General features: G+C 37.2%; 12 protein-coding genes and 1 pseudogene. 12 read left to right on the top strand and 1 reads right to left on the bottom strand.

What is annotated here, in order from left to right; all coding sequences use genetic code 11:
- Positions 1-13 precede the first annotated feature (13 nt).
- The 11 genes and pseudogenes from ACXAG7_RS01460 to ACXAG7_RS01410 all read left to right on the top strand — a co-directional run bounded on the left by ACXAG7_RS01460 (position 14) and on the right by ACXAG7_RS01410 (position 16,246).
- Complete coding sequence (locus tag ACXAG7_RS01460; protein ID WP_408043750.1) at positions 14-1,861, top strand: sensor histidine kinase; 1,848 nt, start codon at positions 14-16, stop codon at positions 1,859-1,861.
- A 2-nt stretch (positions 1,862-1,863) separates the two neighbouring features.
- Entirely contained in the window at positions 1,864-2,529 is a 666-nt protein-coding gene (locus tag ACXAG7_RS01455; RefSeq protein WP_476665711.1) for a DNA-binding response regulator, read from the top strand.
- Positions 2,530-2,597: 68 nt separating this feature from the next.
- Positions 2,598-3,152, top strand: a complete 555-nt coding sequence (locus ACXAG7_RS01450; protein WP_476665710.1) for a hypothetical protein — start codon at positions 2,598-2,600, stop codon at positions 3,150-3,152.
- Between the two features lie 80 nt (positions 3,153-3,232).
- Positions 3,233-4,306, top strand: a complete 1,074-nt coding sequence (locus tag ACXAG7_RS01445; RefSeq protein WP_476665709.1) for a type I restriction endonuclease — start codon at positions 3,233-3,235, stop codon at positions 4,304-4,306.
- Between the two features lie 789 nt (positions 4,307-5,095).
- Entirely contained in the window at positions 5,096-8,557 is a 3,462-nt protein-coding gene (locus ACXAG7_RS01440) for a hypothetical protein (protein ID WP_476665708.1), read from the top strand.
- Between the two features lie 6 nt (positions 8,558-8,563).
- The gene (locus tag ACXAG7_RS01435) at positions 8,564-13,105 is read left to right on the top strand and encodes a DUF6443 domain-containing protein (RefSeq protein WP_476665707.1); all 4,542 of its coding nucleotides are present in this window, start codon (positions 8,564-8,566) and stop codon (positions 13,103-13,105) included.
- A 5-nt stretch (positions 13,106-13,110) separates the two neighbouring features.
- Positions 13,111-13,737: an SMI1/KNR4 family protein gene (locus tag ACXAG7_RS01430; protein WP_476665706.1), complete on the top strand. Its 627-nt coding sequence runs from the start codon at positions 13,111-13,113 to the stop codon at positions 13,735-13,737.
- Complete coding sequence (locus tag ACXAG7_RS01425) at positions 13,730-14,119, top strand: hypothetical protein (protein ID WP_476665705.1); 390 nt, start codon at positions 13,730-13,732, stop codon at positions 14,117-14,119. The genes ACXAG7_RS01430 and ACXAG7_RS01425 overlap by 8 nt, the downstream gene beginning before the upstream one ends.
- A 267-nt stretch (positions 14,120-14,386) precedes the next feature.
- On the top strand, positions 14,387-14,686 hold the full coding sequence (locus ACXAG7_RS01420; RefSeq protein WP_476665704.1) for a hypothetical protein: 300 nt from the start codon (positions 14,387-14,389) through the stop codon (positions 14,684-14,686).
- A gap of 97 nt (positions 14,687-14,783) precedes the next feature.
- Positions 14,784-15,779, top strand: a pseudogene (locus tag ACXAG7_RS01415) (RHS repeat-associated core domain-containing protein); the annotation flags it as partial.
- Positions 15,780-15,781: 2 nt separating this feature from the next.
- Positions 15,782-16,246, top strand: a complete 465-nt coding sequence (locus ACXAG7_RS01410) for a hypothetical protein (protein WP_476665703.1) — start codon at positions 15,782-15,784, stop codon at positions 16,244-16,246.
- A gap of 42 nt (positions 16,247-16,288) precedes the next feature.
- Here ACXAG7_RS01410 and ACXAG7_RS01405 read toward each other — a convergent pair whose 3' ends face one another.
- The gene (locus tag ACXAG7_RS01405) at positions 16,289-16,501 is read right to left on the bottom strand and encodes a helix-turn-helix domain-containing protein (RefSeq protein WP_476665702.1); all 213 of its coding nucleotides are present in this window, start codon (positions 16,499-16,501) and stop codon (positions 16,289-16,291) included.
- Positions 16,502-16,558: 57 nt separating this feature from the next.
- Here ACXAG7_RS01405 and ACXAG7_RS01400 point away from each other — a divergent pair, with 57 nt between their 5' ends.
- Positions 16,559-16,849 carry a hypothetical protein gene (locus ACXAG7_RS01400; protein WP_476665701.1) on the top strand — a complete coding sequence of 97 codons (291 nt, stop codon included), beginning with the start codon at positions 16,559-16,561 and terminating at the stop codon, positions 16,847-16,849.
- Positions 16,850-17,228 lie beyond the last annotated feature (379 nt).

Below are 17,228 nucleotides of genomic sequence, written 5' to 3'. Positions count from 1 at the left end.
ATATATTAGGAGGATGAAAGAAAAAAGAAATTCATCCTCCTTTTTTTTGTGTTTAACATTGATGATGGTACTGTCGACTCGTGCCCAAACGATGTTAGACCCCCAAAAATTTGTAGTGGATACCTTGAGAGCTTCCGTAAAGAACGAAGTACTGTTTTATAGAAAAACTGGTGCCTTGACGAAATCGTTGCGCTTGGCAAAAAAGCTAGTAACCATAGAGCCTTTCAATCCTAGTAGTACCGAAGTAGACTATTATCGGATAGGGTATATTTACAATAATCTTCTGAATAAAAAGGACAGTGCCTATCATTATTATACAATAGCAACTGAGCTGGCAGAAAAATACGGGTTGTACAAAAAGCAAGTCCGTGCTTTGCGAAATAGAGCAGTGATCAATTCGGACCTCGGACTCTATCAATTAAGCGATACGCTTGCCATAAAAGGACTCGCGATTGCGGAAGATAACGGATTTCAAAATTATGTGGTTCAGTTAAGAAATACCGTGGCAATTAATTTGAATGAACGAGGAAGGGTAAGCGATGCTATTAACTGGTATGCTAATGCTTTTAAAGGAACGAATGATTTGGAAAAAAAGTGCCGTTACCTTAATAACATGGCGGTCAATGAATTTGATAGTGATCATTTGAAGAGGGCAGACAGTATTTTTAAATTAGTGAAAAACCTATCAAAAGATCGTAAAATAACCAACAGTTTAAGAGCGAGGATTTTGCAAAACTCGGCGTTTGTGACCTTTACATTAACAGGTAAAAATATTATTCCCGAACTAGAGCAGGCAGCGCAGGTGTTTGAAAGAGAAAATAGGAATAAGGCACTGATATCGAACTACGCGAAAATGTGTGCCTACTACCTGAAGAATGACAAAAGAAAACTTAAAAAATACGCCCTCAAAATGGAGGTCCTGGCCTCTAAAATCAATAACGAGATGTATGAAATTGACGCTTATCATTGGTTAATTCTCGCCGAAGATTCGCCATATCGACTAAAAACCTTGTACGAGAAGCGTGAAACGTTGCGCAAGCAAATGACCAGTAGATTAAAACAACAGCAATCATGGGTTTTGAGTAAAACCTATGACGCGGATAGGGAAAAAAAGAAACGATTGGTGTCAGAATCTAAATTAGCACGTCAGAAATCGGCGAATGCCGAGCAAGCGCTGATAATTGAGCGAGAAAATTCAGAAAAGCAAGTATGGGCATTCTTCGGGCTGTTTACACTGCTGTGCTTTAGTTTCTATTATTTTTATGAACGCGCCAAAACCAAAAAGGAGAAAATTATTGAAGTATATAAGACAGAAACCCGCTTAGCGAAAAAAATCCACGATGAATTGGCCAACGACGTATACAGAGCTTTAACACGTGTGGTTAGCGGTCAAGCTTCACAAGAGATTCTAATAAGAGACCTAGAAAATATTTATTCACAGACGAGAAATATTTCTCACGAGTACAATCCGGTAGTGACGGGAGAACAATTTGAAGTCTATTTAATAGACTTGTTTAAGGATTTTTCAAACGAAGATTGCCGTGTGATTTACAAGGGCCTTTCAGGGATAGGGATTGGAAAATTAAGCACCGAAAAACAGATTGTTCTCTACCGAATATGCCAGGAGCTTTTAGTCAATATGAAAAAACACAGTGAAGCGAGTTTGGTGGTGTTTGCTTTTGAATCAAAAAATCAGCAGTTAGCGGTCAGGTACAAAGACAATGGTATAGGGCGATCAGCGTTAAAATTGAAAAATGGTCTTGAAAATATGGATTCCCGTATTAAAGCAATCGGAGGTTCCATTAAATTTGATACAGAGGTAAACAAAGGTTTTACTGCAATGTTTCATTTAAATAATTAGTTATGTTTCGTAAAGTACTGATAGCAGAAGACACCGATTATATGTCAAGTGGAATCCGAATGGCTTTGGAGGGATTGCAAATTCAAGTAGTTGAGTACGCTCAATACTGTGATGAAGCTTTTTTGAAATTTAAAAAAGCATTATTGGACAAGGAGCCTTTTGATTTGTTAATTAGTGATTTGTCGTTTATTGAAAATCCAAACCCACAAAAAATAAGTGAAGGTGAAGAATTGATAGCAGCCTTGCGAGCACTGCAACCATCGTTGAAGGTTATTGTGTTTTCTATAGAAGACAAACCCTATAGATTACGACATTTGTGCAAGCAATTATCGGTTAATGCCTATGTATGGAAGTCTATACATGGTCAAAAAGAACTCAGAAAGGCTATTAGTGAGGTGTATGCCGGTCATTTTTTTATTTCACCTAAATTAAATGGGGTTTTAAAAGAAAAAGAATCTTTAGAAATTACGGAGTACGACGTGTTTTTATTAAAAGGACTGGCGGGCGGTATGGACCAACAAGAAATTAGCGATGCCTTGAGAAAAAAGGGAGTAAAGCCAAGCAGTCGCAGTTCTATCGAAAAACGATTAAAATTATTAAAAGAATATTTTAATGCGAATAATCCAACGCAGTTGGTTGCGGTGACTAAAGACTTTGGATTGATTTAATTATTCCAAAGTACTACGGATTTCCGTAGTTTTTTACTCAGATTTCAAAGTAAGTTTGTCTAAAAACAATGAAGTACCCGTATTTTTTCCTTTTATGTTGTGTCATCCCGTTGCTGCTGGCAATGCACCTGTCAAGTGATGAGGAGGCAAAAGATTATCCTGTAGTCTATGGATGTTTAGATCAAAAAAGAGCTCGCTGTGTTGGGGCCGTAAATTGCAAGGCTTGTAAAAATTGTAGGTATTGCAAGTATTGTAACAATGGAGGAGCTTGTGGGGTTTGTGAGCGAAATAGAAATAACAAGCAAACTACCTATACCCAGAGATATTCTCGCAGTTCTAAGGCTGCCAGGCTTGATAATACATCTTCTGCACAACTGAGTATCGCTCCTGCTCACGATAGCAAACTACTGGAGGAACCTGATTACCTAAAAGTATTAATTGTTCGAAAATTGTCTGCTGGAATTTTTCTCAATCCGGCATTTGATGCCAAAAAGACTGAAACGGTACCCCAAGGTGCTACGTTGAGATTGCTCGCTACGCATGGTGAGTGGATAAAAGTGCTGGTTGAATCATCTAATAACACGGGTTTTATTCATCATTCTTCAGTATATCTTTCGAATTAATTTTTAAATTATGGATATCCGTAAATGATTGCTTTTCAGTTCTATTAGTTTTGGGGTTGTATTAACAAAAATAGGAAAAAGTGGAATTAACTAACCAACTAAAAGAACTAGCGAGTAAAATTAAAAGTTTAAAAGATCAGATAGAGACGGAAGAGGCTACCAAGACTGCCTTTGTACTGCCTTTTATCAATGCCTTGGGATACGATATTTTTAATCCTACTGAAGTAATTCCAGAGTATACAGCTGATTTGGGATTAAAAAAGGGAGAGAAAGTAGATTATGCCATTATTAAAGATAAGCAACCCATACTTATTATTGAATGCAAACACTGGAGAGAAGATTTGACAACACACAATTCACAATTGTTTCGATATTTTCATGTCTCGAAATCAAAATTTGCCCTTTTAACTAATGGTATAGAGTATAAGTTTTACACAGATCTCGACGCATCTAACAAAATGGACGAGAAGCCATTTCTCGAATTTAGCATCACAAATTTGAAAGACGCTGTAATCGCAGAAATTCAAAAATTCCATAAAACGACTTTTGACATCGATAAAATTGTTACCAATGCCAGCTCTCTAAAGTATGTTAAGGAGATTAGAAAAGTTTTTGATCAGCAGTTAGCGAATCCTGAAAATGATTTTATTCGCTTTTTTACTTCACGAGTGTATTCGGGTAGGCAAACAGAGAAGGTGCTAGAACAGTTTCGTTCGTTGGTAACGAAATCATTGCATCAGTTTATTAGTGATCGTGTGAATGAACGTTTGCAAAACGCTTTGAATAGCGAGGAGAATAGCAGGGAAGAAGCCAGTGTTAAAGAAGAAATTAGCGAGTCTAAAATTGTGACTACAGAAGAAGAGTTGGAAGGGTTTCGCATATTGGTTGCCATCTTGCGAAAAAGAATTCCAGTTTCGAGAATTGCGTATCGAGATACCCAGTCTTATTTTGGGGTATTGCTCGATGATAATAATAGAAAGCCCATTTGTCGATTGCATTTTAACGGGAAGAAGAAGTATTTAGGAGTATTTGATGCTTCTAAGAAAGAGACCAAATACGTTCTGGAAAATTTAGAGGCAATCTACGATTACGATACTGAAATACTGAAAACAGTTGCGTACTATGAAGAAGGGAAGGAAGTTCCTGTCAGTTAAAAGAAATCACAGCAGTTATGCCAAATTAGTATTGACTGAACCGAGGCAAACCAAGCACGGAGAGCTAGGCAATTGGATGTAACGCTAGCAACAAAGTAGGGGAGCGATCTAAATTGTATCGCGTAAAAATTAATTAAGGGAAAAATAGATGAAAAATATAGTATTCATAAGTTCAATGGTCTTTTTACTGAGCGCATTTACAGGTGAAGAAGCTGAAGAGGTATATGTTTGTACAAGTACCTCGAGTAAAAAGTATCATTTAAAAAAGTCTTGCCGAGGACTTGTACGATGCAAAGCTACGGTGAAAAAGACTTCTTTAGCTAAGGCCAAGAAATATGGACGGACCTTATGCAAGTGGGAAAAGAAAATGAAAAAGTAAAAAAACCTCCGTATAAAACGGAGGTTTTTTTATCCCTGTCTGTTCTAATGTCTTCCAATACGTGTAAGGCGATAAATGGAATTTCTGAGAAGCTTTGGTTCAAGATTTCCTTATTGCTATTCAAAGTTGTGAAACGTGAGCTCCTCCCACTAGATAGTTTTTTCAGATAACTAAGAAGGGTGGCCGTTTCTTATTTTGTGTTGTTACAAGGTTGGCAATTGATAACTACAGCGCAGTTATTCGTGTGTTGGGGATTTTAAGGAATTGTCAGTAATGATGAGGGATTGCTGGATATCTGCTATGAATAACTTAAAAAAAGCTTTGAAATAAAAAAATACCAATTACCTTTATGGTGGATTAGAACATTAAAATTGTTTATTAATTAATTGCTAAATTAATCTACTGCACTTATGAAAAATTTACTTTTGAGCGTAGCGGCTTTGCTGTGCTCACAAATGACCTTAGGTCAATTGACAGGGGTAGATGGTGGATTGGGTAGCGGTTCCGGATCGGGATCGAGTTCCAGTCAATTATCATTACCCAATGTAGTTCCTCCAGCTCCTGAGGCTGCTGGTTTATCAAAATTTATTGAAGTTCCCGTTTCGCATTATACGGGCTTGCCCAATGTTTCTGTCCCTATTTACACGGTACAGGAAAAGGGAGTACAGATTCCTATTTCGTTGAGTTATCACGCTCGTGGTGTAAAGGTTGCCGAAGTGGCATCGAGTGTAGGTACTGGATGGTCATTGAATTACGGAGGTATCGTATCACGACAAATTCGTGGAAAAGCCGACGATTCTGCAGCAGGGAATACCTATTTAAAAAACAAAGCGCATTTTGCGGGCTATGCCCATAGTCAAACCATCAGAGCGCAGCAAAGTTCTGCAGAAGAGTTAGATGCGGGTTACGATTTTTATCCCGATCAGTTTACATTCAACGCAGGATCGGTGAGTGGTAAGTTTGTATTGGACTACAATACAGGAAAACCCGTGATTCAGAGTTTTGGAGATGTAAAAGTAGAAACGGTCTACGAAAATTCTAAAATTGTAGGGTTTCGCATCGTAGATACTGCTGGAAATACGTATTATTTTGGAAAATCAAAAGACGGTTTGCGCACAGGTAATGATTACGAGTACGCTAGCGGAAAGTCGATTTATTTAAACCGAACTGTAAACGATCCGCCGTCGGGTAGCGAAATTAATTACAGCAGTTGGAAGCTGATGGATATAACGACAATATACGGTGAAACTGTAAGTTTTTATTACGAAAAGGATAGTTTTAACAGGTACCGTAAAGCCTATGATGCTCATACGACAAATGGCGTAAGCAATGGCGCTGCCGGAATGAATACTATTGATGGTATTTATACTAAATTTTCAGCGGTTGCTTCACACGAGTACCGCCTCACAGAAATAAGGCACTCACAAGGAAAGGTTGTATTTAAACGTAGTGCTCAAGCTCGTGACGATTATAACGGTTATGCGTTGGATGCCATAGAAATTCACCGTATCAAAGATCCAAATAATATCAATGACAATACCTTGGTAAAAACCTATAAACTTACGCACTACTATACCACGAGCAGTGCAACGAGTAATATACTGCCGTATTTTACAAATCAAGCGATGTTTGGGAAGTCCTATAAGCGCATGTTTTTAAGCAAGGTGGAAGAGTTCAATAGTATAGGGCAAAAGCTACCGGGGTACGAGTTTACGTACAACCCACTGGTACTGCCGAGTAGGTACTCAACTTCTCAAGACTACTGGGGATATTTTAACGGTGCCAACAATGGTCCTTTTTTACGCATGTTTGACTACGGTACCTATAAACCTAATAGGCGGGTAGACCCGTTGAAATCAGAAGCCGGACTGCTGAAAGAAATTAAGCAGCCTACCGGAGGAAAAACATTGTTGACCTATGAAGACAACATAGGGTTGCCTCCCGAATATTTGCGCAATAGTGAAGTTGTGATTCCGGCGGTAAATCCACTGAGTCAAGATCAAACCAAGCGCAGTTATACCAAAAAAGATTTTAGTTATACTACGGCTTCGGGCTATGCACCCTTAACAGTGCCCTTACCGGACAATACCAAAGTGTATTATCGAATTTTTTGTAAGCATTTTCAGCAACCAGGGGTAACCAACATCCCCGATTGTATGTTTAACTTTACGGTAAATGGAGCAACGGTGGCTGTTGGTAGTGAGCAATTTTTTAATACTGGCGGAAGTCGAACAGCTACTTTAACGGTACATCCTAAAGTTATATCGGGAGTTGATGCCAACTTACATCGTAGCGATGCTTATGATTTTCAAATTGAATTGTGGTACGAATATATGGTGCCAACGGCCATGTACGCTGGAGGAAAACGTATTAAGCGTATCACAAAAGTGGACGGAGCTACGCAAATACACAAAGAATTTAGCTATGAATTTGGTGCCAATGCCACCAGTGGAGTGATTAATGCCCTCCCTAGTTTTGTGAATTCCGAAGCAAGTGAATTGGGAGGAGCTCGTGTATTAACTCATTATTTTAGTTCAAATAGTAGTTATGGAATGTTTCAGTCCAATGCTATTGGTTACGCGCGCGTAACGGAGTATCAAGGAACCAAAGCTGATAACCTAGGTAAAACGGAATACGATTTTACGGTGACCCCAGATGGTGCAGAGCGCAATCATCAATTTCCCTACCATCCACCAACGGATAATGAGTGGTTACGCGGGAAAAATATTGAAACTCGTATGTACCAACGCAAAGCAGACGACAGTTATAATCTGGTAAAACGAGTGTATAACAAATACGCCTACAGTGATCAAACCTATACTCGTGATTACAATTTACCTGGCTTTACAACGGTTGATATAGACCCGTTTGTACATCATCCTCGAGAAAAGTTTTATCGTTGGGAGCAAAACGATGCGACTGTTCAAAAAGTGCACAGTACTACCTTATACAAGCTACCGTTATTTATGCGTCAAGGGCGCACAGGAGGAAGTGTGGTAAATCCGGCGACTTCTGTTAACGGTTATCGAATTTACTACCTTACAGGCGGAACCTTACACCTAAAGTATACTACCGAATATAACTACTTTGGAGAAGTCCCTGATTTGGGAAGTACAAATTACCTAGCGAATACCTCAAATTATTTTTACGACTACGCTAAAAATTATCAAGTAAAACGTACTGAGGTAACCAATAGCAAAGGGAATATATTAAAAACGGAAATGACCTATCCAGAAAAGAGCAGTCCTTTAGGGGGGCAAAACCGAATTATCCCAATCAAAACGGTGAGTTATCAAGACGGTCAAAAGCTCAGTGAACAAGAAACTATATTTACTACTAGTGGGATAATTTTACCTAAAATTATCAAGGCATCTAAAGGTACTCAAACTACGGAAAACCGCATAGAATACCATCACTATGACAGTAAAGGAAATCCTACAGAAGTGAGTAAAACGAACGGGACTCACGTAGTATATATTTGGGGATACCAGCAAAAATTTCCGGTAGCGAAAATAGAAAATGTGCGATTAAGTGCTATTCCAGCGAATTATATCACGGCCATCCAGCAGGCTGCGGATGCCGATTTTGATCGCACCATGGATACTCGCAATGCGCAAGGAGTAGTCACAGCATTCAATGGAAAAGAAGGATTGTTACGTCAAAGTTTTCAAAATTTGCGCAACCTACCAGCACTTCAAAAGGCTACGATGACATTTTATACCTATGATCCTTCTGTGGGGGTAACAAGTATTAGTGACAACCGCGGTCAAACCGTGTACTATGATTATGATGCCTTTAACCGCTTAAAGTTTGTCAAGGACATGCATGGAAACATCTTAAAAGAAAACAGCTATCACTATAAAAATAACTAAGCCGCTATGAAACGTATTTTAACAAAACTAGCGAGTGCTGGTGCTGCGCTATTGGCCTTGTGTAGCAGTACTACACAGGCTCAGACCACCTCAGAGAATTACATTCTGAGCAAAACCTATAAAAAACCGACAACTAGTGCTGTTTCAGGAACTGACCGAGAACGCGTAAGTACAACGGTACAGTACATTGATGGATTAGGACGACCAACGCAGCAAATAGCCATGTTTGCTGGGGGAGAAGAACGCGTGTACAACGCCTTGCCTATGGACTGGAAAGTGAACAATGTTGGTTCTACTGAATTTTACTATCAAAATGGAGAGTCTTCAGAAAATAGTATTGTTTACGGAACCACCCCTTTTGGAGGATCAGATTTACTCTGGCAATGTAAGCCCGACGCTACTTCGGGAGCCGATGGAGGGTGGAACAGTCGATATTTTGAAATTGACCGAAGCAAAAGTTACCGTTATACGATTTGGATAAAAAAAACGGGGCAATTAAACAATGGATCTTCGTATCACGGCATCCAAAATGTGAACAATTTGGACGGTACGGCCAATGTAAATCCGTATTTCTGGGCTTCTAAACTTCCTAAAATAGATACCTGGTATTTGATAGTTGGTTTGGTGCATCCTGAAGGTTATACCGGAAGCGACACCGGAATAAGTGGACTCTACGATATGGAAGGTAAAAAGGTGGCCAATGGTGTGGAATACAAATGGGGAACAGCGAGTCAAACAAGGGTTCGCAGTTACCTTTACTACTGCACGGATATCAATACGCGCCAATACTTTTGGAACCCGATGTTTCAGGTAGTTGACGGTAGCGAATTGCGTTTGGACGAGTTGGTACGTCAGAAAACCTTGATAAAAGGAAAAGTAACTCCTAAAGATATTGTAACCCACAGTGAATACGATGTTTATGGACGACAATTAAAAGAATACTTACCCTTGGCCAAGGAAACTGCTGGGCAGCTTCAAACGGGAGCTATGGCTACGGAGATCAATAGCTATTACCAAGCAAAATACCCTACTGATTTTTCAGGAGTAGAATTACCAGAGGTCAATGCCTACAGTGAAAAAGTGGTAGAAGCCTCACCTTTAGGACGTGTATACGAACAGGCAGCACCTGGAAAAGACTGGAAAAAGGGGACTAGCTACTCAGCAAAGGGCTATACGAACAACAGTCATACTATCAAGTTTGAATACGACACCAATCATGGCAGTGAAGTGGCTCAGTATTACGTGAGTTTGAGTATGGCAAACAACACCTATACGCCGACTTTACACCGAGCTACGGCGAACAACGGAAACTATTTGGCTAAGCAGTTGTACAAAACGCTAACCAAAGATGAAAACTGGAAACCGTCAGATGGGGTAAATCATACTACTGAGGAGTTTAAAAACAAGCAGGGGCAAGTACTATTAAAAAGAACCTATAACAACCAACTAGCTCACGACACTTATTACGTATACGATGATTTTGGAAATTTGACCTATGTTTTGGCTCCAAAAATGGAGGCTAGCACAGCTACGATAGCAACGATTATTAGTAAACTAGATGCTTTGGGCTATCAATACAAGTACGATCAAAGAAACCGACTGGTAGAAAAGAAAATACCGGGAAAAGGATGGGAGTACATCGTATACAACAAAAGAGATTTACCTGTAATGACCCTGGATGCCAACAGTCGTAAGGAACATGCAGGAGGAAAGAATGATACGTGGCTATATACCAAATACGATGATTTAGGAAGAGTAGTATATACCGGACTTGGTGAAAATTTTCAAAGTCGAGAAGCCATGCAAGGTTATGCAAGTAGTGCAGCATATGCTGATACAGAGCAAAGAACCACTTCGTATTTTACTTTTGGAGGAACAAAAATTTATTATACAAAGAATGGACTTCCTACCAATGATTTAAGTGGCTTGTTAACGATAAATTATTACGATACCTATGTAGATTTACCAGTAGGTTTGAGCACGAGCATTACTACGAGCTATGGGGTAGTATCCACTAGCACAACACGTGGTTTAGCAACCGTAAGTAAGGTACGCGTGCTGGGGACTAATCATTGGACTACAACGGTAACCTACTACGATTACAAGGCACGTCCTATATACGTTTACAGCAAGAATGACTATTTAGGAACTACCGATGTGGTGGAGAGCAAGCTGGATGACTTTACGGGAAAGGTATTGGAAACTAAAACCACGCATCGAAAAACGGGGCAAAGTGCCATTGTTACAATCGATCGATTTGAATACGACCACGCAGACCGATTGGTGAGTCAGACTCAAAAAATAAACAACCAATATCCAGAACGAATTGTTCGTAATCACTACGATGCATTGGGGCAATTAGCTAGTAAACTTACAGGAAACGGTACTGCGGAAGGTTATCAATTTAGTTCGGGCATATCGGGTACAGAATTGCTCACCAAAACCAATACAACCACGGGTTGGAACAGTGCTTTGTTAACCAAAGGAAGTATTCAAGGTGACGGTTATGTAGAATTTCAGGCGGAAACTACGAATCATCCGTTGATGGTGGGGCTGAGTAACCTGAACTCTAATGTTGACTATACGTCTATTCAGTATGCGGCTTATTTGTCGTGGAATAAAGGACTGTTTATCTACGAAGGAGGACATTATGTAGGAGGTTTTGGATCCTTTAAAAAGGGTGATGTGATCCGTGTGGAGCGAGTAGGTTCAGTGGTGTACTACAAAAAAAACAACGAAGTTTTTTACACCTCGGTTCGTCCATCTATAGGGAAGCTCTTTGGAGATGTAGCGATGTATACGGTAGGTGCTGCAATCCGGGATGTTATCATCGTAAACAACAACCAAGGATTACAAAAGGTAGACTATAACTACAACATTCGCGGATGGTTAAAAAATATCAATCAAGATGCGGCTGTTGACAATGATTTATTTAACTTTGGAATAGCCTATAACGAGCACAGTGATGTGAGCAAGCGTTTGTACAACGGAAACATAGCACAAACGAGCTGGCAAACGGCTAATGATGGCCAAACACGTTCTTATACATACAGCTATGACGCCTTGAACAGACTGTTAAGCGCTACCGGGGGCAACACCTCGAATTACAACCTATCAGGTATTCAGTATGATAAAAATGGTAATATTTTAAATCTTATCAGACGAGGACATTTAAATACCAATGCTACGAGCTTTGGTGTGATGGACAACCTAGTTTATACCTACGATAGTGGAAATAAGCTCAAAAAAGTGTCGGATAGCGGAAATACTCATTATGGATTTAAGGATGGTTCTCATTCAAATGATGATTTTGGATACGATGCCAATGGTAACTTACTGTCGGATGCTAACAAGCAGATATCCAGAGTCAAATATAATCATCTGAACATGCCTACGGAGATTAAGTTTAATAACTCCAATACTAGAAAGATAAATTATACATATACGGCAGATGGTACAAAACTGAGAAAATTTACCAATGATAATGGTTCGGTTACTATAACAGATTACAGTAATGATTACATTTATAAGAACGGAGTTTTACAGTCGTTTAATCATACAGAAGGTTACTTAGAGCCAAACGGTAATGGTGGTTTTGAATATATATACCAACATACAGATATATGGAATAATGTAAGAGTATCTTATTCTGATAAGAATAATGATGGAATAATTACACCAAATTCTGAAATTCTACAAGAAAGAAATTTCTATCCTTTTGGATTAGAGCATAAAGGTTATAATAGTAATGTAATTGGAAGAAAGTATAATATAGAAACCTTTCAGGATCAAGAGTTTACAGGTGATTTAGGGTTGGATGTTCATGAATGGAGATATCGTATAGGTGATCCTGCAATTGGAAGGTTTTGGCAAATAGACCCACTAGCTGAAGATTATGTTTATAATTCTACATATGCTTTTGCAGAAAACAAACTTGGTTTAGGTATAGAATTAGAAGGTCTTGAAATAACAAGTTTTGACTTAAGGCAAACAAGAAGAGAAAAAGCTGTTCTTAAAGGAAAAATGACTAAAGAGCAGTTTATGGCGGAGAGCAACGCAGAAGCGCAAGGTGCTTTAGCAGGACTTTCATTAGTTCTACCTGGTCCAGAAGATGTTGTTTTAGCTGGGTTTTTAGCTACAAAGGTAGGCGGTGTTATTGTTAGGTGGGTAACGAAGTTATTTGGAAAAAGCTCAAAAAAGGTTGATGATGTTTTGGAAATAGCTGTTGACCATAAAAAGCACCCTGAATCAGCATTGCATATTGATGAAGCTGCGGAATCGGGAAAAAAAATGGAAGGGTTGGTTGATAGAGCTGGAAAGTCTAAAAGAAGAAGAGAAAACCTTAAAGGAGTAGAGAAAAAAAAAGGAAAGGATAGAGATGAGGCACCTCCTGCTGTTATTAATACTGGAGAAAAAGCTAGTGTAAAACACGTTACTAGTTCTGATAATAGAGGAGCGGGTTCAGTTATAGGGCATCAGCTTAGAAAAGTTCCTGATGGTACAAAAGTTAGAATAGTAACAAAAAACAAACCTGAAATAAATAAATAAATAATATGGTTTATGACCAATTGTTAAAAAATAGAAATTTAGAGTTTAATGCTTTAGAAAAAAGTACGGATTTCCATAAATTAGACATCCAAGATAAATATTTCTTAGATTTTTTAGAAATAGTAAACGGAGGTTATTTTTATAATAATTCTTTTCATATTTACGGTATTTCTGAAAAATTTGATTTTCATGACCTGAGATTTATGGATAATTTTTTCCATGAAAGTTATCAAGAAATAGTTAAAGGGATGAAGTTTTTTGCTGAAGATGTTTTTGGGAATCCATTTGCCTTCTTAAATAATAAGGTTTATTTATTTACTATTGAAACGGCAGAGATTGAATGTTTAGCTGAAAATTTTAAAGACTTTATTAAGTTGTTATACGAGGATTTAGATTATTTAACAGGGGTTACACTTGCTGCTGAATTAAGTCAAAATGATAATAAATCACTTACAAAGGGAAAAAGACTTTCGGCTAAACAACCTTTTATAATTGGAGGAGAATATAAGTTAAATAATTTATATCTTAAAGATTTTAAAAAAAATATAACTTATAATTCTTCAATAGCAAAACAAGTATATAATGTGCCTGATGGAACTAAAATTAAAATTGTCACTAAGGATAATGATTAAGTATAGCTTTTTATTTTTAAGTTTCCTGAGCTCATGTAGTAGCTTAAAGTGTAATGATTTCAAAAAAGGACATTTTATAGTTCCAAGCGACTCAGAAAACACAAAACCTTATACAATTATTAGGGATCACAATTCTCAGATAGAAATAGATAGTGAAGGTGTAAAGAGATATTCTAAAATAGAATGGCTTAATGATTGTACATATATTTTAAGGTATGATGATTCCAAAATGGAATTAACCGAATTTCAAAAAGAGGTTAATAAAAAGGGAGGTGTCGTAGTACAAGTGGTAAATGTTGACAATAATTGTTTTAATTACACATCAAAGATAAAAGGCGCTCCCGATAATGAAAAAATAAACGGAGTTTTATGTAAAAAATAATTAGGAAATTCATAACAAATTTGTTGTGGTTTTTTCTATGATCTAAGGTGAATCCCCCGTTCCCGTATGATTGTATCGTTTAATTGAGTAGGATTGAGTAATAGCAACAAATTAATAATTAAAAGTGGCAAGAAGATGGACTTAGGTTCATCTTTTTGTTGTTTAGGACTTTAGTTTATTGTGTGTTTACTGTAATTTTACTAGGTTTGAATATAGGTCAAGTATGGCTAAACACGTTCTTATACATACTGCTAGGATACTACTGGGGTGAAGTTAGCCAAGACAGTAACTGGAAGTGTATCGAGTCCGGTAACTACGGAATACGCCGGGAACTATATTTACAACAAGGTTTCGGGTCGTGGAGTTTCGGTAAGCTTAGCGTTCTTTAACGACCCAGAGGCTTATGTAAAAACAAGCAATGGTACCTTTGACTATGTATACCAATATAAAGATCATTTTGAGGGCGGAGCGTTAATAAAAGGTATGGTATACCTTTTTAGCGAACGAGCCAGCTGGCGGGTTGGCAAAGAGTATCATATACCGATGCTAATAACGATGGTATTGTAAGTGCCTCTACCGAGATTGTGGAAGAAATCGACGAAGGCGATTCACCGAATACCAAAATAAGTTAAGAACGGTGAGGTAATTTAATTACTATCCCTTTGGTTTAAAGCATAAAGGGTATAATAGTGTAACAAACTCTCTAGGGAATAGTGTTGCGCAGAAGTGGAAGTATAATGGTAAGGAATTTGACCAAAGTTTAGGGTTGAACATGTATGATTATGGAGCTAGGATGTATGATCCTACCTTGGGTAAATTGTTTACACCTGACGCTTTAGCTGAGAAATATTATAATCAATCTGTTTATAATTATACTCTTAATAACCCAATCTTGTTCGTAGATCCAGATGGTAATCAGGTAGAAATGTGTTGTGAAAAGCTTATTAATTGGGCTAATGAATATCGCAAAGGAGCATGGGAAGCTGGCACAAATATGATATCGGGGGTATTTACAAGTAGTTTCCAAAGTGTTAAAAATGCTAAAAAATCAATTAAAAAAGTAATAAGCGCATATGAAAGCGGAGGAGCTGGAGCAGCGGCAAAGGAGTATGTGAATCAAGTATATGAAACAAGTGGAGCGAAGTCTGCTGTTGAAACTGTTAAAGCAGCTGCGGATGGTGATCCCAAAGCTATTGGTAAAACAGCAGTTATAGTAACTGCTTTGGTTATGACTAGACAAGTTGGTAAATCCAAATTATCTACGACAAGTACTGGGAGTAAAGTAGATTTAATGGGAGGTAAAAATGGTACAAAAGGTTATACTAATTTTGATAAAGTAGCGGAGACAGGTATAGTTGATGATGTAGCAAACTTTGGAAAACACTTTGGGAAAGGTACTGTCTCTGAAATAGTTGTAAATAATCCACAAGCGTCTTTTCTGAAAGAAGTTACAAATTCTATGCAGTCAGGAGGAAAAATTATTGTTAGAGGTACTATGTCCAATAAATTTTTTAATAAAATTTTTAATGGAAAAGCTGATGGACTTAACGGTTACAATGTAAAAAGTAAAACTATTAACGTTGAAAATAAAGGATATACAAGAACAGATGGGAAGCCTGTGACAGGTCAAATCAATGAAATTATTTTGGAAAGAAATTAACTATGATAGTACGTGAGAAAATTGAAGAATTAGATTCATTTGAATCCTATTTTAAAGTTATATATAGAGATGAAACTAGCTTAATAATAGCGTATTTTAATTTAGGTATTAGCGAACATAGTGAGTTGAATTTGGAAGAAAAATTAAAATATATTGATAGAGCGTATTTGGTATGCGAGGATATAACATTTTTGTCTATTAATAATTGCGTAATTAAAAATTTAAAAATAAACTCTCCATCATTTTATTTTGGAGGGTTTGATTTGAATAACAACGATGATGAAAAAATAAATGATATAGAAGTTAAGGCTAATAATATATATTTAAAATTGCCTGATAATTTTATAATATCAAATTCTTTATGGTCACCATTTAAAGTTGATAACAATTTATTTAAAGTCATACCAAAATCAAAAGTAGATAATTTACTAGAGTTTAAAAATTACCTCGATAGCACGGACTTGTAGTCCCCGTATATAAAAATGCAAACCACTCTACGGAGTGGTTTTTTATTGCAGCACGTTTTGCAGTTTAGTCTGCTTGATAAAGGCATCAAGCATAGCAAAAACGTGTTCTTTATCCTTGGGCTTCATCTTGGTAACTTCCTGTATGCGCTCAATCATTTTTTTATCGAGTTCCAAATCGGTATGACCCACAAGCCAATCAAGGGAAACGTTTAAAAGTTCAGCCATTTTAGCAGCAGCTTCAATAGATGGCTTCATCTAACCAAAGGATTTTATTACATAAGACAAAAATATGGAGGGCCTATTATTCATTTTATGCACACAGCTAAATTGAATCAAAAAGATAACGATATGTTAGGTTATAGCAATATAAGTTATTACAGCTCTTCTTATACAGCTGATGGAACTCGTTTAGTTTCTGCAACCAAAGAATTGAAAGGTTTTTACAAAGGTTTAACAAAGTATATAAAAGGTAATTCTAAAATATGTTTTCCTCACTACAAAAGAAAAATATGGTTAGGAAACAATGCTCATAAGAGTGTTTTATCAGGAACATTATTGCAAGATGTACAATCAGATGTATTAGAAATGATTTATGAAAATTAAATATGTATACATTACTGTTTTGTTTTTTGTGAACACAATAACAACTCAGAGCAATTTTGAAGGAATTATAAAATATAAATTGTCTTTTCAGGATAAGTCTGGAGAAATGACCGATGAAGAATCTACTCATGCTCCCACATAATTGTATTGTGTGGTCGAGTAGGTGTGGTTGAGTAACAAAATAATTTAATATTTAAAACAAACAAAGAGATGTACTTCGTTGCATCTTTTTGTTGTTTAGGACTATAGTTTATTATAATTTTACTAGGTTTGGATATAGGTCAAGTACGGCCAAACACGTTCTTATACATACAGTTATGATGCTTTAAACCGAATCTCAAGTGCTACAGGGGCTACAAACTCAAATTATAATGTCTCT

The sequence above is a fragment of the Tenacibaculum sp. AWR4_210 genome (assembly GCF_056160945.1).
Note: the sequence above shows the minus strand (reverse complement) of the source record. Positions and strands in the feature narration are given on the sequence as shown.